General features: G+C 64.1%; 20 protein-coding genes. 6 read left to right on the top strand and 14 right to left on the bottom strand.

Annotated elements, in window-relative coordinates; translation table 11 throughout:
* Window positions 1-45: 45 nt before the first annotated feature.
* The gene (locus A8G00_RS13235; protein ID WP_103000889.1) at window positions 46-1,011 is read right to left on the bottom strand and encodes an RluA family pseudouridine synthase; all 966 of its coding nucleotides are present in this window, start codon (window positions 1,009-1,011) and stop codon (window positions 46-48) included.
* Window positions 1,012-1,028: 17 nt separating this feature from the next.
* On the opposite strand from A8G00_RS13235, the gene A8G00_RS13230 reads away from it, so the two are divergent.
* Both A8G00_RS13230 and A8G00_RS13225 read left to right on the top strand, forming a co-directional pair.
* Window positions 1,029-1,430 carry a Mov34/MPN/PAD-1 family protein gene (locus tag A8G00_RS13230; protein ID WP_103000888.1) on the top strand — a complete coding sequence of 134 codons (402 nt, stop codon included), beginning with the start codon at window positions 1,029-1,031 and terminating at the stop codon, window positions 1,428-1,430.
* An 81-nt stretch (window positions 1,431-1,511) separates the two neighbouring features.
* Window positions 1,512-2,165, top strand: coding sequence for a histidine phosphotransferase family protein (locus A8G00_RS13225; RefSeq protein ID WP_044662436.1), 654 nt, complete (start codon window positions 1,512-1,514; stop codon window positions 2,163-2,165).
* On the opposite strand, the gene A8G00_RS13220 is transcribed toward A8G00_RS13225, so the two are convergent.
* From A8G00_RS13220 to map, 4 genes are all read right to left on the bottom strand, one after another.
* Window positions 2,162-3,214 (bottom strand): nitronate monooxygenase family protein, encoded by a 1,053-nt coding sequence (locus A8G00_RS13220; protein ID WP_103000887.1) that lies wholly within the window; start codon window positions 3,212-3,214, stop codon window positions 2,162-2,164. The genes A8G00_RS13225 and A8G00_RS13220 overlap by 4 nt on opposite strands.
* A gap of 301 nt (window positions 3,215-3,515) precedes the next feature.
* Complete coding sequence (glnA, locus tag A8G00_RS13215) at window positions 3,516-4,928, bottom strand: type I glutamate--ammonia ligase (protein ID WP_025548834.1); 1,413 nt, start codon at window positions 4,926-4,928, stop codon at window positions 3,516-3,518.
* Between the two features lie 96 nt (window positions 4,929-5,024).
* Complete coding sequence (locus tag A8G00_RS13210; protein ID WP_007685085.1) at window positions 5,025-5,363, bottom strand: P-II family nitrogen regulator; 339 nt, start codon at window positions 5,361-5,363, stop codon at window positions 5,025-5,027.
* 242 nt (window positions 5,364-5,605) lie between these two features.
* Window positions 5,606-6,436 (bottom strand): type I methionyl aminopeptidase, encoded by an 831-nt coding sequence (map, locus tag A8G00_RS13205; RefSeq protein ID WP_025548831.1) that lies wholly within the window; start codon window positions 6,434-6,436, stop codon window positions 5,606-5,608.
* 80 nt (window positions 6,437-6,516) lie between these two features.
* Between map and A8G00_RS13200 the strand changes: the two genes are divergently transcribed.
* Entirely contained in the window at window positions 6,517-7,278 is a 762-nt protein-coding gene (locus tag A8G00_RS13200; protein ID WP_025548830.1) for a molybdopterin-binding protein, read from the top strand.
* A gap of 71 nt (window positions 7,279-7,349) precedes the next feature.
* On the opposite strand, the gene A8G00_RS13195 is transcribed toward A8G00_RS13200, so the two are convergent.
* The 7 genes from A8G00_RS13195 to A8G00_RS13165 are packed head-to-tail and all read right to left on the bottom strand — an operon-like array spanning window position 7,350 to window position 15,174.
* Window positions 7,350-8,546 (bottom strand): acetyl-CoA C-acetyltransferase, encoded by a 1,197-nt coding sequence (locus A8G00_RS13195; protein ID WP_048575727.1) that lies wholly within the window; start codon window positions 8,544-8,546, stop codon window positions 7,350-7,352.
* Window positions 8,547-8,571: 25 nt separating this feature from the next.
* Window positions 8,572-9,726, bottom strand: a complete 1,155-nt coding sequence (locus tag A8G00_RS13190; protein ID WP_048575728.1) for an acyl-CoA dehydrogenase family protein — start codon at window positions 9,724-9,726, stop codon at window positions 8,572-8,574.
* Between the two features lie 25 nt (window positions 9,727-9,751).
* Window positions 9,752-10,576, bottom strand: coding sequence for a hypothetical protein (locus tag A8G00_RS13185; protein ID WP_103000886.1), 825 nt, complete (start codon window positions 10,574-10,576; stop codon window positions 9,752-9,754).
* Window positions 10,573-11,781 (bottom strand): CoA transferase, encoded by a 1,209-nt coding sequence (locus tag A8G00_RS13180; RefSeq protein ID WP_103000885.1) that lies wholly within the window; start codon window positions 11,779-11,781, stop codon window positions 10,573-10,575. The genes A8G00_RS13185 and A8G00_RS13180 overlap by 4 nt, the downstream gene beginning before the upstream one ends.
* Window positions 11,782-11,787: 6 nt before the next feature.
* Window positions 11,788-12,804 carry an NADP-dependent oxidoreductase gene (locus tag A8G00_RS13175; RefSeq protein ID WP_103000884.1) on the bottom strand — a complete coding sequence of 339 codons (1,017 nt, stop codon included), beginning with the start codon at window positions 12,802-12,804 and terminating at the stop codon, window positions 11,788-11,790.
* Window positions 12,805-12,814: 10 nt separating this feature from the next.
* Complete coding sequence (locus tag A8G00_RS13170; protein WP_103000883.1) at window positions 12,815-13,960, bottom strand: acyl-CoA dehydrogenase family protein; 1,146 nt, start codon at window positions 13,958-13,960, stop codon at window positions 12,815-12,817.
* Between the two features lie 32 nt (window positions 13,961-13,992).
* Complete coding sequence (locus A8G00_RS13165) at window positions 13,993-15,174, bottom strand: acyl-CoA dehydrogenase family protein (protein WP_103000882.1); 1,182 nt, start codon at window positions 15,172-15,174, stop codon at window positions 13,993-13,995.
* Between the two features lie 267 nt (window positions 15,175-15,441).
* Here A8G00_RS13165 and A8G00_RS13160 point away from each other — a divergent pair, with 267 nt between their 5' ends.
* Together A8G00_RS13160 and A8G00_RS13155 are read left to right on the top strand one after the other, a co-directional pair.
* Entirely contained in the window at window positions 15,442-16,668 is a 1,227-nt protein-coding gene (locus tag A8G00_RS13160) for a cytochrome P450 (RefSeq protein WP_103000881.1), read from the top strand.
* A 13-nt stretch (window positions 16,669-16,681) separates the two neighbouring features.
* A complete protein-coding gene (locus tag A8G00_RS13155) occupies window positions 16,682-16,873 on the top strand; it encodes a ferredoxin (protein WP_025548817.1) in 192 nt (63 codons plus the stop codon).
* A 124-nt stretch (window positions 16,874-16,997) separates the two neighbouring features.
* Here the strand turns inward: A8G00_RS13155 and A8G00_RS13150 are convergent, their stop codons facing one another.
* Entirely contained in the window at window positions 16,998-18,473 is a 1,476-nt protein-coding gene (locus A8G00_RS13150; RefSeq protein ID WP_103000880.1) for an aldehyde dehydrogenase, read from the bottom strand.
* A gap of 10 nt (window positions 18,474-18,483) precedes the next feature.
* On the bottom strand, window positions 18,484-19,869 hold the full coding sequence (locus A8G00_RS13145) for an MFS transporter (RefSeq protein WP_253257993.1): 1,386 nt from the start codon (window positions 19,867-19,869) through the stop codon (window positions 18,484-18,486).
* A 391-nt stretch (window positions 19,870-20,260) separates the two neighbouring features.
* Here A8G00_RS13145 and A8G00_RS13140 point away from each other — a divergent pair, with 391 nt between their 5' ends.
* The gene (locus tag A8G00_RS13140) at window positions 20,261-23,314 is read left to right on the top strand and encodes a TonB-dependent receptor (RefSeq protein WP_103000879.1); all 3,054 of its coding nucleotides are present in this window, start codon (window positions 20,261-20,263) and stop codon (window positions 23,312-23,314) included.
* Window positions 23,315-23,587: the final 273 nt, after the last annotated feature.

The raw sequence follows: 23,587 nt of genomic DNA, 5'->3' as shown, positions 1-23,587 counted from the left end.
GACCCAGAAGAGGCGTCCAAGGCGCCGTCGCAAACTTGTCCAAAACTATACGTGAAGCTCGCTTAACAGTTCCTGCATATCGACAGGGAGTTTGCTGTCGAAGCTGAGCGCCTCACCCGTTAACGGATGTATGAACCCCAGCCTTTTCGCGTGCAATGCCTGCCTTTCGAAACCCAGCGTTTCCAGTATCGATTTGAAACCTTTTCTCTCTCTACCGTAAACCGGGTCGCCGATCAAGGGGTGTCCCAGATGCGCCATATGGACGCGGACCTGATGGGTTCGTCCGGTTTCCAGCCTGCATTCAACCATGGCCGCGCCGCGCAGCCTTTCCATCGTCCGGTAATGCGTCACGGCATGTTTGCCGCGCCCTTCCCGATGAACCGCCATCTTCTTTCGATCGGCGTCGGACCGGCCGATCCATGTGTCGATGGTGCCCGTCGCCGGCTGCGGCACGCCATAGACGATCGCGGCGTAGAGCCGATCGATCGAATGTGCCTTGAACTGCTGCGCGAGCCCTTCATGCGCGCGGTCGGATTTGGCAACGACCAACAGCCCCGAAGTATCCTTGTCGATGCGATGGACGATGCCTGGCCGCGCCACCCCGCCGATGCCGGAAAGCTGGCCCTGGCAATGATGGAGCAGCGCGTTGACAAGCGTGCCGTCCAGATTGCCCGCCGCCGGGTGGACGACCAGGCCCGCCGGCTTGTCGATGACGATCAGGTCTGCGTCTTCATACACCACGACCAGCGGGATGTCCTGCGCCACGGCCTCGGCTTCGACGGGTGGCGGAAGGGCGATGGCGAAAGCCTGTCCCGCGGCGACCTTCATGGAAGGATTGGGAGATCGCGCACCCCCCTTGCCCAGGTCTTCCGTCACTTGGCCCTCGACGATCAGCGCCTTCAGCCGTTCGCGCGAAAGATCGGGAATCAGCTCGGCAAGCGCCTTGTCGAGCCGCATGCCAGCCTGCGCCTCACCGATTGTCGCTTCAATGATGGAAACCCCCGAACCCATTGGGTAGAAATGTAGGAATGAGGGTTGGGATTTCAAGAGGGCTGCTGGAACAAATCATGTCCGAAGCGGCGGCGAACAGGCATGAGGTCTGCGGGCTGCTGCTGGGGAGGGCTGGCTGGATCGAGGCGGTTCGGCCCGCCGCCAATGTCGCCGCCGATCCGGCGCGGCATTTCGAACTGGACCCGGTCGAACTGATCGCTGCCCATCGCGCGGCGCGGGCGGGCGGGGCGGCGATCGTCGGCCATTATCATTCGCATCCGGGCGGTCAGGCCGTGCCGTCCCAAACCGACGCGGCCTGCGCGACGCCCGATGGCAGCCTCTGGCTGATCGTCGGGGGCGGCGCGGCCCGCCTGTGGCTTGCCACGGCGGGGAGAGACGGACAGGTGCAATTTGTCGAGGCTTTGCTCGACATCATGTGAGTGAGGGTTGCATCGCGATGCAGGGCAGCGCATTAGCCGTTCATTCCTTCCTGTTCATTTCTCCGGCGGCAGCGAACCTTCATGACCAATCCGATCGACAGCATCGATTTTGCCAGCCTGCTCTGCTCGCGCCTTTGTCATGACCTTTTGAGTCCGGTCGGCGCGCTCAACAACGGGCTCGAGCTGATGGCGGACGAAACGGACCCGGAAATGCGCCAGCGTTGCCTGGACCTGCTGGCGGACAGCGCGAAGACCTCTGCGAACAAGCTGAAATTCTTCCGCCTGGCCTTCGGTTCGGCGGGCGGCTTTGGCGATGCCGTGCCGACGCATGAGGCGCGGGTCGCGATCGAGGGTATGTTCGCGGCTTCGGGCCGGGTGAAGATCGGCTGGCTGGTCGAGGACGACATGCTGGAAAAGCTGCCGGTGAAGGTGTTGCTGAACCTGGCGCTGATCGCGGGCGATGCGCTCGTGCGGGGCGGCCAGCTCGACATCGGGGCGGAAAAGCGGCCGGGCGTGACGGAGATCGTCGTGCGGGCGGAAGGGCCGAAACTGGTGCTTGATCCCGACCTGCGCGCCGCGCTGGCGGGGACTTTGCCGCCGGAGGGGCTGGCTTCGCGCACGTCGGCGGCGTGGATGGTGCGCACCCTGGTGACGAGCGTCGGCGGGGAGATTGCGCTGTCGCCTGCTGGCGAGCCGATCTTGCTGTTCGGGGCGTCCATTCCCGACGCGCGCTAAGCGCTTTCCTGCATTTCCCTCGCCAGAAGGCTGATCAGCTCGGCGACGGGCAGGGCGCGAGCCAGCGGTGCACCCTGGCCGGCCCATTGCGCGCCGAAGCCGCCTTCGCCCTTGGCTTTTGCCGCGGCGTTCAGCGCTTTGCCCGCATCATAGGCGATGGGGTAGGCGGGCGGCTGCAATGCTGCCTCGGCGCCCCAGGCGGTGAAGCGATTGGCAAGGCAGCGGGCCGGACGACCTGAAATGGCGCGGGTCATCGCGGTGTGATGGGCAGCGGGGCTCGTGAGGGCGGCGCGATAGGCTGCGTCGGCGCTGCTTTCCGTGCAGGCGATGAAGGCTGTGCCCAGTTGTGCCGCGACCGCGCCGAGGGCGAGCGCGGCACGAATGCCTTGCCCGTCCATGATGCCGCCCGCTGCGATCACGGGCAGGTCGCATTGGGCTGCAAGCAGGCGGGTGAGGGCGAAGGTGCCAAGCTGGTCGTCAGGCGCTTCGGGATCGAAGGCGCCTCGATGGCCTCCTGCCTCATATCCCTGTGCGACTATGGCGTCGATGCCCGCTTCCCGCGCAGCCCGCGCTTCGGCCGGACTGGTGGCGGTTGCGAGGAGAAGGCATCCGGCTCGCTTGAGCGCTGCGATGCTGGTTGGATCGGGCAATCCGAAATGGAAGCTGACGACCGGCGGCGCAAGTTCGACCAAGGTGGCGAGCATCGCGTCGTCCTCCACGAAGCTGCGGTAGATTTCGCGGAGGCCGGTCGGAGGCTGGGCATCATAGGCCTGGAACAGTGGCGTCAGTGCAGCGAGCCAGGCCGCTTCCCGGACGGGGTCGCTGCGCGCGGGCCGATGGGTGAAAAGGTTGACGTTGAAGGGACGGCTGGTCTGGGCGCGGAGGGCTTCTATCATGGCGCGGGCACCCGCCGCGTCGGTGGCGCCCACGGCAATGGAGCCAAGCGCTCCTGCATTGGAGACGGCTGCCGCCATGGCGGGCGTCGAGACACCGGCCATCGGCGCCTGGATGATGGGATGGGACAGGCCCAGCGATTCGATGATCGACATGGGAACGATTGTCGGAGTTTTGCGGCAGGCGGGCAATGGGCGGATCTGGGCTGAAGCTGAATTCGCCAATTGTCGCCATCAAGCGCATCATGCTTCTGCAAAGGCAGCGGAATGAGGCAAGTGGCTCATGAGGGCCCTGTCCGGCGCTTAAACATCGTTTGATCTGTGCGTCGGCCTTCGGAGGAGCATGGCCCGGTTGGGTCGGATAATCGCGTTCTGCTTCCGTCCATTCCCACATCCCAAATGAAAAGGGCCCGGTCGCCTGTGCGACCGAGCCCCTTTTTCAACAGTCCCGAATGGATCAGGCGCTGTAGTACATGTCGAATTCCACCGGCGAGGGAGCCATTTCCCAGCGGTACACTTCGGGCCACTTCAGTTCGAGATAGGCCTCGATCTGGTCCTTAGTGAACACGTCGCCCTTCAGCAGGAAGTCGTAGTCGGCGGCCAGCGAGTTCAGCGCTTCACGCAGCGAACCGCAAACGGTCGGCACCTGGCTCAGTTCTTCCGGCGGCAGGTCGTACAGGTTCTTGTCCATCGCGGCGCCGGGATGAATCTTGTTCTCGATGCCGTCAAGGCCGGCCATCAGCAGCGCCGAATAGCACAGATAGGGGTTGGCCATCGCGTCGGGGAAGCGGAATTCGACGCGCTTCGCCTTGGCGCCCGCGCCGTAGGGAATACGGCAGGAGGCCGAGCGGTTGCGGGCCGAATAGGCCAGCAGAACCGGGGCTTCGAAGCCCGGCACCAGGCGCTTGTAGCTGTTGGTGGTCGGGTTGGTGAAGGCATTCAGGGCCTTGGCGTGCTTGATGACGCCGCCGATGAAGTAGAGGCAGGTTTCGCTGAGGCCGGCATAGCCTTCGCCCGCGAAGAGCGGCTTGCCGCCTTCCCAGATCGACATGTGGGTGTGCATGCCGGAACCGTTGTCCTGCGCGATCGGCTTCGGCATGAAGGTCGCCGTCTTGCCATAGGCCTGGGCGACCATCTGCACGACATATTTGTAAATCTGCATGCGGTCGGCGGTCTGGACCAGCGTGCCGAAGGTCAGGCCGAGTTCGTGCTGGGCAGCGGCCACTTCATGGTGGTGCTTGTCGCAGGGCAGGCCCATTTCCAGCATGGTCGACACCATCTCGGCGCGGATGTCGGTGCAGGGATCGACCGGCGCGACGGGGAAATAGCCGCCCTTGGCGCGCGGACGGTGGGCAAGGTTGCCGCCTTCATATTCCTTGCCGGTGTTCGTCGGCAGCTCGACATCGTCGATCTTGAAGAAGGATTCATTATAGTCCGAGTTGAAGCGGACATCGTCGAACATGAAGAATTCGGCTTCCGGGCCCACATAGACGGTGTCGCCGAAACCGGCCGATTTGACGAAGGCTTCGGCGCGCTTCGCGGTCGAACGCGGGTCGCGGCTGTAGAGTTCGCCGGTGTCGGGTTCCACGATGTCGCAGAAGATGATGAGCATCGGCGTGGCGCTGAACGGATCGACATAGACGGCGTCCAGGTCGGGCTTCAGGATCATGTCCGATTCGTTGATCGCCTTCCAGCCTTCGATCGACGAACCGTCGAACATCAGGCCCTGGGTCAGTTCATCCTCGCCCAGCACCGAAGACACCATGGTCAGGTGCTGCCACTTGCCCTTGGGATCGGTGAAACGGACATCGACCCATTCGATCTCCTTTTCCTCGATCATCTTCAGGATGTCTTTAGGCGTGTTAGCCATGTGAACCTTGCCCTTCTTTCATGATACCCCCCCGAAGGGGTAAGTTGATGTGGTCAGCCGCCAGACCGCTGAAGCCGGCGAGAAGTTTGGTGAAAATCAGATGGCGTCGCTGTCGCGCTCGCCGGTGCGGATGCGCACCGCACCCTCGATATTGGAAATGAAGATCTTGCCGTCGCCAATGCGGCCGGTCTGCGCCGCGGCAGAGATCGCCTCCACCACCCGTTCGGCGAGCGAATCGTCCACCACGACCTCCAGCTTCACCTTGGGCAGGAAATCCACCACATATTCGGCGCCGCGATAAAGTTCCGTATGGCCCTTCTGGCGGCCGAAACCCTTGGCTTCTGTGACGGTGATGCCCGACACGCCCACTTCGTGCAGGGCCTCCTTCACTTCGTCGAGCTTGAACGGTTTGATGATCGCTTCGATCTTCTTCATCTCTAGATATCCCAACTCAAACGCGCGCCAAATGGCGGGTATGATCCCGCCCTTCGTCCTGATCGAGCGACGACCGTCATGCCCCCCGAAGGCAAGAGCCGCCTCTCTTCCTAATCAATTACCGTGCCAAATAGCGAATCGCTGGAAACTGCTTTCTGCGATGCAGCAACTTTTGTCCATATTGCCCGGATTCCGGGCAATATCATGATGTGCTGCCCATTTTTTAGGCATAGCTGATATGATCAACGCTGATAGGGCGGCGCGTCGAGACCCGCAGGGCTCCTGGTGAATATCTCGCAACCGGTTTCAGTGATGCCGATGCTGTGTTCGAACTGCGCGGACAGGGTACGGTCGCGCGTGACCGCCGTCCAGCCATCCTCCAGCATCTTCACGCCCGGCTTGCCGATATTGATCATCGGTTCGATGGTGAAGAACATGCCGGGCTTGAGTTCCGGGCCGGTGCCAGGGCGGCCGACATGGACCACCTCCGGGCTGTCATGGAACACGCGGCCCAGGCCGTGGCCGCAGAAATCGCGCACGACGCCATAGCGGTGTTTTTCCGCATGACGCTGGATGGCATGGCCGATGTCGCCCAGCATATTGCCGGGCTTAGCCTGCTCAATGCCCAGCATCAGGCATTCATAGGTGACTTCGACCAGGCGCCGCGCCTTGATCGGGGCTTCGCCGCAAATATACATGCGGCTGCTGTCGCCGTGCCAGCCATCGACCAGCGGCGTCACATCGATATTCAATATGTCGCCTTCCTTCAGCTTCTGATCGCCGGGAATGCCGTGGCAGATGACATTGTTGAGCGAGATGCAACAGCTATGGGTATAGCCGCGATAGCCCAAAGTCGCGGGTACGCCGCCGCCGTCCAGCGTCATGCGGCGGACGATGTCGTCCAGCTCTCCGGTCGTGACGCCAGGCACGACGTGGGGCACCAGCGCGTCCAGTATCTCCGCGGCCAGCCGCCCGGCCTTGCGCATGCCTTCGAAACCGGCCGCGTCATAGAGCTTGATCGCGGTCGAGCGAGAAATCGGCGCGTCCGCCGTCATCGTCATATATTCGGTCATGGACGTGATTATAGGCGGGGATGCCGCATAATGCGAGAGGGCGGCTAGGCAGGGCGCGCGGCAGAAGCTATGGCCAGCCTATGGCCGACCCGACCCGCATATGGACCGCAGCGCTGATCGTGATCGGCGACGAGATTCTCTCGGGCAGGACCCAGGACAAGAATGTGTCGCAGATTGCGACATGGCTGAATGTGCAGGGCATCCGCCTGCGCGAAGTGCGGGTGGTCGCCGATGACAGCGACGCAATCGTGGAAGCGGTGAATGCGCTTCGTGCGCGCAACGATTATCTGTTCACAACCGGCGGCATCGGGCCGACCCACGACGATATTACCGTGGACGCCATTGCCGCGGCGCTGGGCGTCGACGTTGAAATCCACCCCGAGGCGCAGGCGATGCTGTCGGCCTATTATGAAACGCGCGGAGGCTTGACCGAGGCGCGTCTGCGCATGGCCCGCGCACCTGCCGGATCAAGCCTGATCGAAAATCGCATGTCGGGCGCTCCGGGCATTCGGCATGGCAATATCTTCATCATGGCCGGGGTGCCGCACATCACCGCCGGGATGCTGGATAGCCTGACGGGGAAGCTGGAGGGGGGCCTGCCGGTGCTGTCCGCCACCATCGGTTGCTGGGTGGCGGAAAGCGAGATCGCGGACCTTCTCGGCGCGACGGAACGGGCGCATGAGGGTTGCCAGATCGGCAGCTATCCCTTCTTCCGCGAGGGGAGGACGGGCGCTAATTTCGTGATCCGCTCAGTCGACGCGGAAGGGCTGGATCGGTGCGTGGCGGACTTGAGCGCCGGGTTGGAGCAGGGCGGCTGGCCGGTGGTGGCCGGCGGAATTTGAGCCGCGTCCCATAGGTGCTTCGGATGGGGAGCGGACATTGACGCTCCCCCTTGGGCGGCCATGCTCCTTTGTCAGGCTCGCTCGAATATGGCGGCCAGACCCTGGCCGCCGCCGATGCACATCGTCTCCAGTCCATAGCGTCCATCGCGTCGCTGCAATTCGCGCAGCAGATTGGCGAGAATCCGTCCGCCCGTAGCCCCGATGGGATGGCCCAGCGAAATGCCCGAGCCATTGACGTTCAGCTTGTCCCGGTCGTCCCAGTTCCAGCCCTTGAGGCAGGCGAGCACCTGCGGCGCAAAGGCTTCGTTGAGTTCGACCAGATCGATGTCTTTCCACCCGAGGCCGGTGCGTGCGAACAGCCGTTCGACCGCCGGAACCGGCCCGATGCCCATGCGCGAGGGGTCGCAGCCCGCCGCCGACCAGCTATGCAGATAGCCCATGGGCTCCAGGCCAAGTTCGCTGAGCTTGCCTTCCGCCACCACGAGGCAGGCCGCCGCTGCGTCATTCTGCTGGCTGGCATTGCCGGCGGTGACGACACCGTCCTTCTCGATGGGCTTCAGCAGGGCCAGCGATTCCGGCGTGGCGTCGGCGCGGATGCCCTCATCCTTCACGAACATCAGGGGCTCGCCCTTGCGCTGCGGCACTGGGACGGGAACCAGTTCGTCGTCGAACTTGCCTGCTTGCCATGCGGCGGCGGCGCGCTGGTGGCTCATCGCGGCATATTCGTCGCAGGCTTCCCGCGATATGTCATAATCCCTGGCGAGATTGTTCGCCGTCTCGATCATGCCGCTGATGATGCCATAGCGTTCGATCGGCTGGGACATCACCCGGCCCCGCGTCAGGCGGTCGTGGAACTGGGTCGAGCCGGACCGGGCGCCCCAGCGATGATCGATCGAATAATATTCGACGTTCGACATGCTTTCCACGCCGCCCGCGATCACCATGTCCGCGGCGCCGGTCTGGATACGCATGGCGGCGTCGATCACCGCCTGAAGTCCGGAGCCGCAGCGCCGGTCGAGCTGCACGCCGGGAATGGATTCGGGCAGCCCCGCCGCCAGCGCCGACCAGCGGCCGATGCAGGGCGCCTCGCCATTGCCATAGCCCTGGCTGAACACCACGTCGTCGATCCGCTCGGGGTCGATCCTGGTGCGATCCACCAGCGCCTTGATGATGATGGCGCCCAGATCGCCCGCCGTCATCGACTTGAGCGACCCGCCATATTTGCCGACGGCGGTGCGGATGGGGGCGACGATGGCGGCTCTGCGCATGGGGATAAGTCCTTCGGATGAAAAATCAGCGGGCGGATTCGGCCTGGCGGATCATCTGCCTGGCGATGATGGTCTGCTGGATCTGGCTGGTGCCCTCATAGATGCGCAGCAGACGGACATCGCGATAGAAGCGCTCCACCTTATATTCGGCCATATAGCCGGCGCCGCCATAGATTTGCACGGCGCGGTCCGCGATCCGGCCCACAGCTTCAGATGCATGATATTTGAGCGCGGCGCATTCCAGGCTGACGGGCTCGCCCGCGTCGAACTTCGCCGCGACCGACTGCATCAGCGCTTCGGTGGTCAGCATGTCGACCTTCATGTCGGCCAGCATGCCCTGGACAAGCTGGAAGTCGGCGATGCGCTGGCCGAACTGCTTGCGCTCCAGCGCGTAGGAGAGAGCCATGTCGATCAGCCGCTGGCACATGCCGAGCGAGACGGCCGCGATGTGGATGCGTCCGCGATCCAGCACCTTCATCGCGGTCTTGAAGCCGCGCCCGGGCACGCCGCCGATGATGGCGCTCGCTGGCACGACCACATCGTCCAGGATGACGTCCGTGGTGATCGACCCCTTCTGCCCCATCTTCTTGTCGGGCTTGCCGAAGCTGATGCCGGGCGTGCTGGCGGGCAGGATGAAGGCGGAGATGCCCGCCGCGCCCTTCACATCGGGCTCCGTGCGCGCCATCAGCGTGAAGACGCTCGCGCGGGGGGCATTGGTGATGTAGCGCTTGGTGCCGCTGATGCGGTAATTGTCGCCGTCCCTGATCGCGACCGTGCGCAGCGAACCCGCGTCGGAACCCGCCTCCGGCTCTGTCAGGCCGAAGCTGGCGATGGCTTCGCCGGTCGCGAATTTGGGCAGCCATTCGCGCTTCTGCTCCTCGGTGCCGTCCATGACGATGCCCTGGCTGCCGATGCCAACCGTGGTGCCGATGACCGAGCGGAACACGATCGAGGCGCGGGTGATCTCCCGGATGATCGCCGCTTCCTCCGCCATGGTGCAGCCAAGGCCGCCAAATTCCTCCGGCACGGAAAGGCCGAACAGGCCCATGTCGCGCATCTGCTGGATGATGCTTTCGGGGACGGCGTCGGCCTCCTCGACCGCATCTTCGGCGGGGATCAGCTTTTCCGCGACGAAGCGCTGGACGGTGGTGCGGAACAGGTCGAACGTCTCGGCGTCCATCTCGAAAAACTCCTCTCTCAGAACTTCAGTAAGCGACGTCCGCCACCATGGCGTCCATGCCGTCACAGCGAATGGCGCGGAAGCGACCGCCCTCATCCTCGCGCAGCAGCACGCTCTGGCCGCAAAAGACCGGGGCGACGGCGCGGAAGGAGAAGCGGCTGGGCTTGCGCCCTCCGTTGCGGGCTTGGCCGAACAGCTTGGCGGCGGTGAAGGGACCGTGGATCACCAGCCCCGGATAACCTTCGTCCGCGCAAGCATAGGGCAGGTCGTAATGGATGCGATGGCTGTTGAATGTCACGGCGGAAAAACGGAACAGATCGACCGTGGACGGCGTCCAGACAGCGTCCTTCTCCTCCGGGGGGAATGGGGCCGGAACGATGGCGGGAGTCGCGCCGCCTGCATCGCGATAGACGATGGTCTGGGTCTCGCGCACGCATTCATCGCCCCCCTGGACGATGCGATGGTCCACGGTCAGCAGGATCAGCTCGCCGCTGCGTCCCGATTTATGCGCGACATCGCGCACGGTGGAGATGCGCGTCGCTTCCCTGTCGAGCAGCAGAGATGGACCGAATGCCATGTCCGATGCCGCGAACATGCGCCGGGGCAGGCTGACCGGGGGCAGGAAGCCTCCACGTCTGGGGTGGCCATCAAGACCGATCCGGTCCGCTGCGGCGATGGGCAGGAAGAAGGCCCAATGGGCGAGGGACGGCTGGATTTCCCCGACGTTCAGCGGTTCGCCTATGGCGGCGGCAAAGCGGGTGAGCGCCTGACCATCCAGAATTTCAGTGCGGCTCTCTGTCTTGCCGATCCAGCTGCGCCAATGGGCGATTTCGGCTTCGGTCACGGTCATTCCACCAGCCCTTCATCATGCAGCCGTCCGATCGCGCCGCTGTCCAGGCCCAGTACGGTGGCGAGCACTTCGTCGGTATGTTGCCCCAGCTTCGGCGCGATGGCGACAGGACCGCGGGCTTCGTTGGCCAGCGTGCCGGCCGGACCGGATGTCGGATAGCTGAGGCCGCTCGGATGGGTCAGCGTCTCGAACAGCGGATTGGCGGTGAACAGGCGCGCGTCGGTCGTCACCGCCCGATGCAGCGTCTGATATTCGCCCCAGGTGACGCCGCCCGCGTCGAAGGCGGGTTTCAGCGCTTCGGCCGTGCGGCTTGCGAAGGCAGCCTCGAACAGCGGGAAGAGGCGGGTGCGGTGGGTGAAGCGGGCGCCTTCATCCCTGGCGAAGCTGGTCCCAAGTTCCGTTTCGATGGCGCCCACCGCATCGCTGAGGTCCAGCGTCTTGAGCAGGCCGCTCCACTGGCGCGGCGTGATGGCGACGACGATCAGCCGCTTGCCGTCAGCCGTGACGAAATCGCGTCCGAAGGCGCCGAACAGGTCATTGCCCATGCGGGGGCGGTCTCCGGCGGACAGCACTTCCGCCACCGAACCCAGATGCGACAGGCTGGACGCCGCCAGATCGGACAGGGGAATGCGGATTTCCGCGCCCTGGCCGCTGGTCCTACGGCGGAGGAGGGCCGACGTCAGCGCGAAGGCGGCATAGGCTCCGCCCAGCAAATCCCACGCCGGCAGCACATGGTTGACGGGCCGTTCGTCATCGGCCGGCCCCGTCATCTGCGGCACGCCGACCGCCGCGTTGATCGTATAGTCGACCGCTGGCGATCCGTCAGCCCAGCCCATCACCCGGACGGTGATGATGTCGGCGCGCCTCGCCGCCAGCGCTTCGTGGCTGAGGAAACCCTTTACCGGATAGTTGGTGAGGAACAGCCCGGCATTGTCGCCCGGCGCCGTCGCCAGCGCCACGGCCAGTTCGCGGCCTTCGGGACGGCCAAGGTCGATGGCGATGGATTTCTTGCCCTTGTTCAACCCCTCCCAATAGAGGCTGTCGCCACTGGGCGCGACCGGCCAGCGGCGGTAGTCCGGACCGCCGCCGATGGCGTCGAAGCGGATCACTTCCGCGCCCATCTGAGCGAGGTGCAGGCCACAGGATGGCCCGGCTATGAAGGCGGCGCCTTCGACGACGCGCAGGCCTTTCAGCAAATCATACATGCAGTTTCACCCCAGGAATCCGACAAGGGTCCGACCGATATTCGCGCCGGTGAACAGACCCCAAAAGGCATCCAGCGCCTTGTCGATCCCTTCATAGACCGTTTCCGCCGAAGCCATTTGCCCCGCGGCGTTCCAGGCCGTCATCCGCTCCACCATCTCGCTCTCAAGGTCCATATGGTCGAGTGCGATGAAGCCTTCCATGCGGATGCGCTTGGTCATGATCATGGTAAGGTTGCGCGGTACGACCGGCGCATCGGTGACGTTATATTGGGAGATCATCCCGCACACCGCGAAACGGGCGAAATTATGGGCCAGCGACAGCGCGGCCTGCAAATGATCGCCGCCGACATTTTCGAAATAAACGTCGATGCCCGTCGCGCCGATCGCCTTGACCTCACGGGCGAGCGCTTTGGTGAGGTTCGGCTCCGCCTTGTAATCGATGGCGGCGTCGACCTTCAGCACATCGCGCAGGAAGGCGGTCTTTTCCGGGCCGCCCGCCGATCCGATTACCTTGCATCCGATGTTGCGGGCGATCTGGCAGGCTATCGACCCGACCGCACCGGACGCTGCCGAGACGAATACGACCTCGTCAGGTCGCAGCCGTGCGATCCGCATCAGCCCGGCATAGGCCGTCAGGCCCGGCATCCCGGCGAAACAGAGCCAGGCCTGGGTGGGGAGGGCGCTCCTGTCCCGCTGCTGAAGCGCACTGGCAGGGGCGTTGAAAACCTCCCGCCATCCAAGGCGGGAGAAGACGAGATCGCCCGGCGCGAAGGCCGGATCATTGGAAGCGATGACCTCTCCGATCGCCGGCCCCTCCATCGGCGCATCGAGCGCGAAGGGCGGGACATAGCTCTTGGCGTCGCTCATCCGCCCGCGCATGGCGGGATCGACCGCCATCCACAGGTTGCGGACCTGCACTTCGCCCGGACCGGGCGGCGGTGCGTCGACCGTGACCATGGCGAAGTCTTCCGCGACCGGCGTGCCGATCGGGCGGCGCTTCAGGTGGATTTCACGCGATTGCATGCCGGTCGCCTCAATAGCCGTTGAGCCGCGCCCAGCGCTCGCGATGCCAGGCGGTCGAGCCATAGCATTGCGCCGCCACCCGCGCCCGCTTCAGATAAAGTCCCGCATCATGCTCATGGGTCATGCCGATGCCGCCGTGAAGCTGGACCATCTGGGATGAAATACCGTGCAGCGTTTCCCCAACGGTCGCCTTGGCCAGGGAGGCGAGGGCGGGGAGGGCGGGATCGTTCGCGTCCATGGCGTCCAGCGCCGCCTCCACAGCCGAGCGGGCGAGCTGCAATTCCCCGAACATCTCCGCCGCGCGATGCTGCAAGGCCTGGAAGGAGCCGATGATTGCGCCGAACTGCACCCGGGTCTTGAGATAATCGAGCGTGGTGTCGAAGGCCTGGGATGCATTGCCCAGCATTTCCGCCGCCAGGCCGATGGCCGCCCGGTCGAACAAGCTGTCGAGCAGGTCGATGCCCTTGCCCACTTCGCCCAATACGGCGTCAGCGCTCACCGTCACATTGTCGAAGCTGAAGAGAGCGGGCCGCCGCGCATCGATCTGGTCCAGCGCTTCCCGCGAGAGGCCGGGCGTATCGCTTTCCACCAGGAACAGGGTGATCCCGTCCCTGTCGCCGGGGAGGCCATGGGTGCGCGCCGCGACGATGGCGAAGGTCGCCGCCATGCCATCCTGCACGGGCCGCTTGATGCCGTTCAGCACCCACCCGTCGCCCACCGCCATGGCGGCCAGCGCGATCTTCTCGCGCTCATGTTGCGACCCTTCCTCCGCCGCGAGCGTGCCTATGGCCGATCCGTCGGCAATGCCCGGCAGCCAGCGCGCCTGTTGCGCCTCCGTCCCGCCCAGCCGCAGCGCCGATGCCGCCACCAGCGCCGAACTCAGCAGCGGCGAAGCGCCTAATGTCCGACCCAGTTCCTCCAGCACCAGTCCCATGCTGCGACAGCCGAAATCGGAGCCGCCCTGCGCCTCCGGCACCAAAATGCCCGTCCAGCCCATCTGGGCCATTTCCGTCCAGGCCGCCGGATCGAAACCCTCCGCATCCGGCCGGCCGCCACCATCATGGCCATAGAGCGACCGCAGCGCCGTCACGGGCAGGCGATCACGCACCCATTCCGCCGCCATGTCCCTCAGCATCTGCTGTTCTTCGTTCAGCATCCTCCCGATCCCATCCTTATTCGTCTCTTTTGTCAGGCCGGCAGATCCAGCGTGCGCTTCGCCGTGATGTTGTTCTGGACTTCATAACTGCCGCCGTAGATCGAGAAGGCCTTGCTATGCAGCCAGGCCCGCGTCGCTTCCCGTTCCGCGTCGGTGTAATGTTCGTCCGACCAGCCGAGTCCGTTCGCGCCCATCAGCTCGACCAGCAGTTCGGCCCTTTCCTGGATGATCCCGGACCAGAGATTCTTGAGGGCCGACACCCCATTGCTGGGGCCGCCGCTTTTCGCCTCCCGCGTCAGGCGCGCAACCGTCGCCAGATAGGCTTCGTGCCGCATGGCGTTGCGGACCATGCGCACCCTGAGGTCGGGATTGTCGATCCGTCCCATGCTGTCCGTGCCGCAATATTCATGAGCCAGCGGTGCCAGCGGCGTAATCTCCGCCTTCACATCCGACAGGCTGTTGCGTTCGAACTGGAGCAGGCGCTTGGCGATGGCCCAGCCCTGATTGACTTCGCCAACCAGATTGCCCTTGGGCACTTTCACATCGTTAAAGAAGACTTCGCAGAAATGGGTCGATCCGCTGATGAGGACGATAGGGCGGGTTTCGATCCCCTCGGACTTCATGTCGATCAGCAGGAAGCTGATGCCGCCCTGCTTCCGGCTGGTGTCGGTGCGCACAAGGGCGAAGCACCAGTCGGCCTGATCGGCGCCGGACGTCCAGATCTTCTGCCCGCTGACCAGCCAATGATCGCCCATGTCGATGCATTTCGTCTGGAGCGAGGCAAGGTCGGACCCCGCGCCCGGCTCCGAAAAACCCTGGCACCAGCGGCGTTCATTGGTGGCGATGAAGGGCAGATGCTCCAGCTTCTGTTCCTCGCTGCCATATTCCAGCAGCGTCGGGCCCAGCATCATCGTGCCGTAGCTGCGGATCGGATTGAAACCGCCGATCGCAGCCAGTTCCTGCCCGATGATCTTGGCCTGCGCCTCGCTAAGGCCGGCGCCGCCATAGCGCGGTTCCCAGGTGGGCACGCCCCACCGCTTTTCCGCCATGCGTTCGCGCCACAGGCACCAGTCGGCATTGGATTCCGCCGCATGCCGGTCGCTGACGAAGTGAATGGATGGAGCATTGGTCAGCGAGGGCGGGAAATTCGCCCGCAGCCATGCGCGCGCTTCCTGCCGGAACGACTGCGCTTCCATTCCATCCCACTCGGCCATGCACCCTGTCCCTGTTTCCCGCAAAAGCCACGCGGCCTTCCGATGGAGCATCCCGCCTCCATGACCGAATCCTTATGCCAATTCTGCACCGCTGGCTAGGCATAAATTGCACAGGTGGGTAAAATTAGTCGCATCTTCATCGATCATGACCGTGATGGTTGACAGCTTTGCCACAGGTCATAAACTATACTCAAATGCAAAATTAATAAGATCAGCCGCAGCCTTGCGATTCGGCGGCGGGCGGCTCGTACATAGGAGAGCGCGCATATGGAGACCTTCGCGGCCCGACCCATTCCGGCGCATGTTCCGCCCGATATGGTCAGCGATTTCAGCCTGTTTTCCTCGCCCGGCATGCAGCCCACGCCCAATGGCGATCCGCAGGCGGCCGCCGCCGTCGTGCATCAGGGTCCGCGCATCTTCTATTCGCCGGTCAACACCCGCGACGGGCGCGGCACATGGGTCATCACCCGCGCGCAGGACCAGCGGAAGGTGTTGCAGGACCCGGAAACCTTCTCCAGCCATCGCAGCATCTTCGCCTCCGCCCTGGGGGAAAGCTGGCCGATGATCCCGCTGGAACTGGACCCCCCGGACCATGGCAAGTTCCGCTCGCTGCTCAATCCGCTGCTCTCGCCCAAGCGGGTGATGGCGCTGGAAAGCGCCGTGCGAGAACGGGCGATCTTCCTGATCGACAGGATCGCGGCGGCGGGCACCAGTTGCCATGTCATGGAGGATTTCGCCTTTCCCTTCGCGGTGAACATCTTTCTGCGCTTCCTTGGGCTGTCCGACGACCGGCTGGATGAATTCGTCCGCTGGGCGAACGAACTGCTGCATGGCGACAATGTCCAGCGTCCCGCCGCCGCGCGGACCATCATCGGCTTCATCGACGAATTGTCCGCCGAACGGCGCAGGCAGCCGGTCGATGACTTCATGTCCTTCCTGGTGCAGTCGAAGATCGATGACCGGCCGCTGACCGACATGGAAATTCGCGGTACCGGCGTGCTGCTGTTCATCGCAGGGCTGGATACGGTGGCGGCCGCCATAGGCTTCGACCTCAACTATCTGGCGCGGCATATGGACGACCAGCAATTGCTGCGCAGCGATCCGTCCCGGATCGTGCTGGCGGCGGAGGAACTGCTGCGCGCCTATCCCACCGTGCAGATGATCCGCGTGGCGACCCGGGACATCGATTTCGAAGGCGCGCCGATCCGCCGGGGCGACTATGTGTCCTGCGCGACGATGATCGCCAATCGCGACCCGCTGGAATTCCCGCATCCCGAAAGGATCGACCTTGCGCGGGAGGATAATCGCCATACCGCCTTCGCCTATGGCCCGCACCGCTGCCTGGGATCGCATCTCGCCCGGCGGGAGATCGTGGTCGGGCTGGAGGAATGGCTGAAGCGCATTCCGCCCTTCCGCATCAAGCAAGGCACGGCGCCGGTCACTTTCGGCGGGCATGTGTTCGGCATCGAAAATCTGGTCCTCGACTGGTCCTGAGGAGGGACTTTCCATGAAAATCATCGTGCACAATGACAAATGCCAGGGCCATGCGCGTTGCTGGGCCATGGCGCCGAATATCTTCGAGCTGGACGATGAGGGCTATATCAAGCCCGGCGACATCGACGTGGCGGAGGCGGATGAGAAGCTTGCCTGGAAGGGTGCGAAATCCTGCCCGGAAAGGGCGCTGGAAATCGGCAAGTGAACACGAGGCAGGGAAGGGGGTGCTCCTGCTGAGGCAGGAGGCGGTTCCGGCGGCGGGAATGGGCTGCCGCGAGCCCCCCCCATCTCGCTCTAATGCCTTCGCGGGAGCAGAAAGGGGCTCCAGCTTATGTCCTGATCCACACGCCCTTGGTCTGCAAATAGGCGTCGATATGTTCCGCGCCGCCCTCCCGTCCGAAACCGCTCATCTTGTAGCCGCCAAAGGGGACGGACGGGTCCATCGCGAAATAATGGTTGACCCAGATCGACCCCGCCCGGATGCGCTTCACCGCCGCCATGGCCTTGCCGATGTCCTTCGTCCACACGCCGCCCGCCAGGCCGAAGCGCGTCGCATTGGCGCGAGCGATCACCTCGTCGAAATCGTCGAACGGCATGATGCAGGAGACGGGGCCGAAAATCTCCTCCCGCGCGATCCGCATCTCATCCTTCACATCGGCAAAGATGGTGGGCGCGACCCAATGGCCCTTGTCGAAGGCGCCGCCCGTCACGCGCCCGCCGCCCGTCACGAGCCGCGCGCCTTCCGTCGGCCCCAGTTCGAGATAGGAGGAGACGCGGGCATATTGCCTGGCCGACACCAGCGGACCGATCTGGGTGTCGGCGTCGAGGCTGGGGCCGATCTTCAGGGCCCTCGCGAAGGCGGCGATGCGCTGGACCATCTCCTCATAGACAGGACGTTCCACGAACAGTCGCGTGCCGGCCGCACAGACCTGACCCGAATTGTTGAATACCCCCATCGCCGCTGCTGGCGTAGCCATGTCGAGATCGGCATCGGCGAAGATGATGTTGGGCGACTTGCCGCCCAGTTCCATCGTCACCTTCTTCACAGTCCCGGCGGAAGCGGCGATGATCCTCTGGCCGGTCTCGCAGGAGCCGGTGAAGGCGATCTTGTCCACATCGGGATGCGCGGACAGGGCGCCTCCGGTTTCGCCCGCGCCGGTCACGACATTGACGACGCCCGGCGGCACACCCGCCTCCAGGCACAGTTCCCCGAAGCGGAGCGGGCTGAGCGATGCATCTTCTGCGGGTTTCAGGACGATGGTGCAGCCGGTCGCGAGTACAGGCCCGACCTTCCACGCCGCGCTGAACAGCGGGCCGTTCCATGGGATGATCGCACCCACCACGCCCACCGGCTCGCGCAGCGTGTAGGACAGCAGGTCCACCGGGAAGCTGTTGGACAGCGTCTCCCCATGGATCGCTGTTGCAGCGCCCGCAAAATGGCGCAGCGAACGTTGCAGCATGCCCCGCAATCCACGAGCGGCCGTGATCGGGCGGCCCATTTCGATGCAGTCGAGCAAGGCGAGATCGTCGAACTCCGCATCCACCAGATCGGCCAGCTTCAGCAGGACTGCCTGACGTTCGGCCGGTTTGAAGCGGCTCCATGGCCCTTCAAAGGCGGCGCGGGCGGCGCGGACGGCGCGGTCCACATCTTCCGCGCCCGCCAGCGCCAGTTCGGCCACCAGTTCGCCGGTCGATGGGCTGAAACTCTGGAACGTCTCGCCGGACAGGGCGTCGACAGGCTTGCCGTCGATCAGCAGCTTTTTGGGCTTGCCGTCGATGAAGGCGGGGCGGCGTGTCTCGATCATCGGATCATCCTCAAGCAATGGCTTCATGGGCGCGCCGCATCGAGGCGCGACCGAAGGCGAAAAGAAGCGCGGCGGGCAGCAGCACGCAGAACACGCTGATGACGAGCGACAGGCCGACCTTCATCTCGTCGCCCAGCAGCTTGTCGGTGACAAGGCCGATGAAGGCAGGCCCGCCCGCCATGGCGATCAGGCCGGACGCCAGCACATAGAGCGCCGACACGCGCCCGCGCAGATATTGCGGCGTCACCACCTGCACCGTGGCAGGCCCCATGCTGGAGGTGGAGAGGATCAGCGCCATGAAGCACCAGTAGCAGGCGACGGTCGTCCAGGGGCTGCTGACCAGAAAGGCGGCGATGCCGAAGGGCGCCGAGGCCAGCACCGTCAGCAGGCACCAGAACAGATGGGCGTCGCGCTTTCCCCGGCGATAGAGCCGGTCGACTGTCCAGCCATGCAGAGGGATCATCGCCGCCGCCCCGATCTGGGCGAGGCCGATGACCGGCCCGATGCGTCCCGGTTCCCAGCCATGAACCCGCGCAAGATACACCGGCGTCCACAGCTGGAAACCGATGGTGGCGGCATAGGCCAGGCCGAAGCCGACAAAGGTCGCCAGATAGAGCGGCTTATATTCGCGCATGAAAGCCCATGCCTCGCCATAGCCCGCGCCCGCGCTGATCGCCCTGCGCCGGGGTGGTTCGCGAAAGGCGAAGACCAGGAAGGCGAGCGCTATACCGGGCGCGCCGGTCATGATGAACACCTGTTGCCAGGGTTGCAGCAACCCGAAGACCGGCCAGACGGCGGGGCCGGCCTTCATCGCGGCGGCGACGATCGGGCCGCCGAACAGGAACACGATGCCCGCGCCCATCACCCCGCCCATGATGAAGACGGACATGGCGAGCGAAACCTTGTGCGGCGGGAAGCTGTCCCCGACCACCGAATAGCTGCCGGTGCCGAAGCCCGACTCGCCCGCGCCGACGCCTGCTCGTGCCATGGCGAGCGCCGCGAAGCTGCCGGCAAGGCCGCAACTCGCCGCCGCGATGCTCCACACCGTCACCGACAGATAAAGGACGACTCGGCGGCTGAAGCGGTCCAGCGCCATGCCCAGCGGAATCGCGCACAGGCAGAAGAGAATGGCGAAGGCCGGTCCTTGCAACAGGCTGATCTGGAGGTCCGACAGGCCCAGATCCTTTTTGATCGGCCCGACCATGAGGGCCATGATGTTTCGGTCGGTCAGTGATAATATGTACAGCAGGAACAGGATCGCCACGGTCAGCCAGCCCATCAGGGGCGAAGGATAGGCGGCCTGTTCGGGGAGAGGTGAGGCGATGTTGGCTTCGACATCTCCGTGCGCGCCGCCTGATCCTGACGATGACGCCATCGTCGCGGAAATCTGCGTCATGGTTGCGCTGCCCGGGCGCAAATGGCGCTGTCTGACTGACGATCGTGCGGCAAGGCCACTCTCCCTATCTCTCGGCCCTATAGCGCCCGGCAAGGTCTGCCGGCGCACTGCCGCTCCAGCCATTATAACGCACATTTCTGCACAGTGGGTCAATATATGTTCGTGGCATGTGCGCGGAAACGTCGGACCGCCGGGGCGGCGCGGGGAAATTATGCCGGGGGATTCCGGTGAAGGAGGGCGAGGAATATCTGCAATTAACTTTTCCCACTAGTGCAAAATTTATTGACATCGGCGTTGGCTGGGATAACTATAAAAGTGCACACGGGGATAATAATGATCGCGCCCGGTGACGTTGCCGGACAAAGATCGTGCAGGGAGAGGAAAAGGAAAGATGACGAAGGACAGGCTGTTCATATCGTCGCTGGCCGTCGGCGCCAGCATCATCGCAATGGCAGTGCCCGCCTGGGCGCAGGAAATGGCCGCGGCGGCGCCCGCGCAGGAAGATGCCGTGCCCCAGGCCGCGGCGCCGGCGAGCAATGCCGACATCGTCGTGACGGGATCGCGCATCGTGCGCGACGGCTATACCGCGCCGACTCCGGTGACGGTCGCATCGACGGAGGAACTGGCCAAGACGACGCCCTCGGGCGTGGCCGACGCGCTCAACAAGCTGCCCCAGTTCAACAATTCGCTGAGCCCGTCCAAGTCGGCGAATAATTTCTCCAACCTGCCGATCCACGGCAATGTTCTGAACCTGCGCGGCCTCGGCACGCCCAGCAACAATCCTAAGGGTCCGTTGCGTACGCTGATCCTGTTCGACGGGATGCGGGTTTCGCCCACCGAATATGTCGGCACCATCGATACCAACGTCCTGCCGCAACTGCTGATGCAGCGCGTCGACGTGGTGACGGGGGGCGCTTCGGCCCAATGGGGTTCCGATGCGGTTGCGGGCGTCGTCAACTTCATCCTCGACAAGAAGTTCACGGGCTTCAAGGGCGTGGCCCAGGCCGGCGTGGACCAGCGCGGCAATAACGGCAACCAGCGGCTGGGCGGCGCATTCGGCGCGGATTTCGCCGGCGGCCGCGGCCATGTGCTGCTGAGCGCGGAATATTCCAACAGCGACGGCATGTTGCGGCAGGACCGCGACTTCGCGACGCAGGGCTATAATTTCGTCGGCAGCGTGACATCCACCTGCGCTCTTTCCGCCAACGGCCAGTCGCGCACCTGCACGGCGGCGCCCGGCACGGTTGCCAATCCCTATGTGGTTGCGTCGGACATCCGCATCTCGGCCCTGGCCGCCAACGGCCGTATCGTGGGGTCCAGCGTGGCCGGCAATCCGTTCGTCGGACGGGTCATCAACAATGACGGCTCCACCCGCCCGTTCAACCTGGGGACCGTGGTCGGTACCACCGGCTTCCAGCAGGGCGGCGACGGCTACAAGATTCCCGACGACACCAATGCGATTTCGCCGCTCACCAACTATAACGGTTTCGGTCGGGTCAGCTACGACCTGACGGACGACATCAATTTCTTCGTCCAGGGGCTCTACGCCCGCAGCAAATATCATTATTTCACACAGGGCAATTCGCTGATTCCGGCGACGCAATCGGCGCGCATCTACAAGGGCAATCCTTATCTCTCCACTGCGCTCGACAGCGCGCTGACAGGCGCGAACGATTATTATGTCGTCGGTCAGCAGGATGCAGGCCAGCCCAAGCCGATCGCCTATGAAAAGACCGATTATTGGACGGCGACGACCGGCCTTGCGGGCAAGTTCGACGACTTCAACTGGCAGGTGACCTACAGCCACGGCGATTCGAAGCATTCGATGGACAATGTGGGGCTGTACGACAACCAGAAGCTCTATGCCGCGCTCGACGCCGTGCGCGATCCCTCGACCGGGCAGGTCACCTGCCGCGTGCTGCTGAACCCGACCTATGCCAGCCAATATGCCGGGTGCAAGCCGATCGACGTGATGCATGGCGATCCCTCGAAATCGACGCCGGAGGGCTATGCCTATGCGACCGGCACCTCCAGCTATCGGGCGCGCTTCAAGCAGGATGCGATCGCCGCCAATATCAGCGGCAGCCTGTTCGAACTGCCGGCAGGCCCGGTCGACATCGCGGTGGGCGTGGAATATCGGCGCCAGTCCCTGCGCCTCACCAGCAATGCCGATCCGTCGCTGCTGGACACGGATGCGGAGCGGGAAGCCTATTTCGCCGGCTTGCGCGGCGTCCCTCGGGCGGAATCGGCGACGGTTCCCTATCCTACCGGCTCGATCAACACGCTCTTCTACTGGCTGACCAATGTCGGATCGGCAGCGGGCAAGCTGAACGTCAAGGAGGCCTATGCGGAACTTGCGGTGCCGATCCTGAAGGACACGCCCTTCTTCCGCGAATTGAGCGTGAACGGCGCGATCCGTGTGACCGATTACTCCACCTCCGGCACGGTCAAGACCTGGAAGGTGGGCGGCACCTGGAAGCCGGTGGACGACCTGCTGCTGCGCGGCACCTATTCGCATGACATCCGCGCGCCCAATCTGTTCGAACTTTATGCCGGCGCGCAGAGCGGCATCGGCATCGTCAACGACGTCAGGAGTGCGGACGGGAGCTATGGCAGCGGCCAGAACGTCAATGCCAACACGGTGACGTCGGGCAATCCCAATCTGAAGCCGGAAGTGGCGGACACCTACACCTTCGGCGCGGTGTTCTCGCCCAGCTTCCTGCGCGGTTTCTCGGCCTCGATCGACTATTACAACATCAAGGTCGACAAGCTGATCGACTCCCTGTCGGCGCAGCAGATCCTGACCAACTGCCTCAATGCCGGAGGATCGGGCGTTGCGGAATGCAATCTGATCGAGCGCGCGAGCCCGACCAGCTTCCCGTCGCTGATTCGTCTGACCCCTGCGAACATCGCCTTCCTGAAGACGGCGGGCATCGATTTCGACTTCACCTATCGCACGGCGGTCGGCAATGGCGGGCTGGGCCTGCGGCTCTACCTCAACTATCTCGACAAGTTCGATGCCCAGCAATATGCGGGCGCGCCGATCGCCCATTATGCGGGCGTCAGCGTCGTCACCAGCAACCCGCAGGGTTTTCCCCGCTGGCGCGGCAACCTGACGGTGGACTATACCAATGGCCCCTTCGGCCTCACCATCGGCGAACAATATATCGGCAAGATGCGGCTCGATATTCCGGGCGGCGCGACGCCGATCCAGTTCGTCAATCCCAAGGTGAAGCCGGTCTGGTACACCGACCTGACGATGCGCTACACCATTCCGCATGGCGATGGCGGCAATTTCGAATTCTTCGCGACGGTCAACAACCTGTTCGACAAGAAGCCGCCGCTGATTCCCGGCACCGTGCCGGGCGTCAACCCGCCGACCAATATCGCGGTGTACGACATTGTCGGCCGCGCCTTCACGGCCGGCGTGCGCGTCAAATTCTGACCGGTTCCTCAGGGCGAGGGCGAGGGGCGGGAGCAGCGATGCTCCCGCCCTTTTCCATGGGCTAAGCGCCTGATCCGCGCCCATATGTGTGGGAAGAGCGGCAGGCTGCGTTGCATCCAGCCCGCGCAGGACGGTATGCTGCGCTGCGTCAATCGCCGGCTGGTTCCGGCCAATTGGGCATCGGGCTCGGTCGCCTGGCGCCCAACCCATGATGAGGGATGAGGGTCCGTGCATCCGGGGTTTCCCGGAATGGATTCGTGCGTCCTTTCATGA

Source organism: Sphingobium sp. SA916 (assembly GCF_002894065.1).
Taxonomy (GTDB): domain Bacteria; phylum Pseudomonadota; class Alphaproteobacteria; order Sphingomonadales; family Sphingomonadaceae; genus Sphingobium; species Sphingobium fuliginis.
This window is presented reverse-complemented; position numbering and strand designations above follow the sequence as displayed.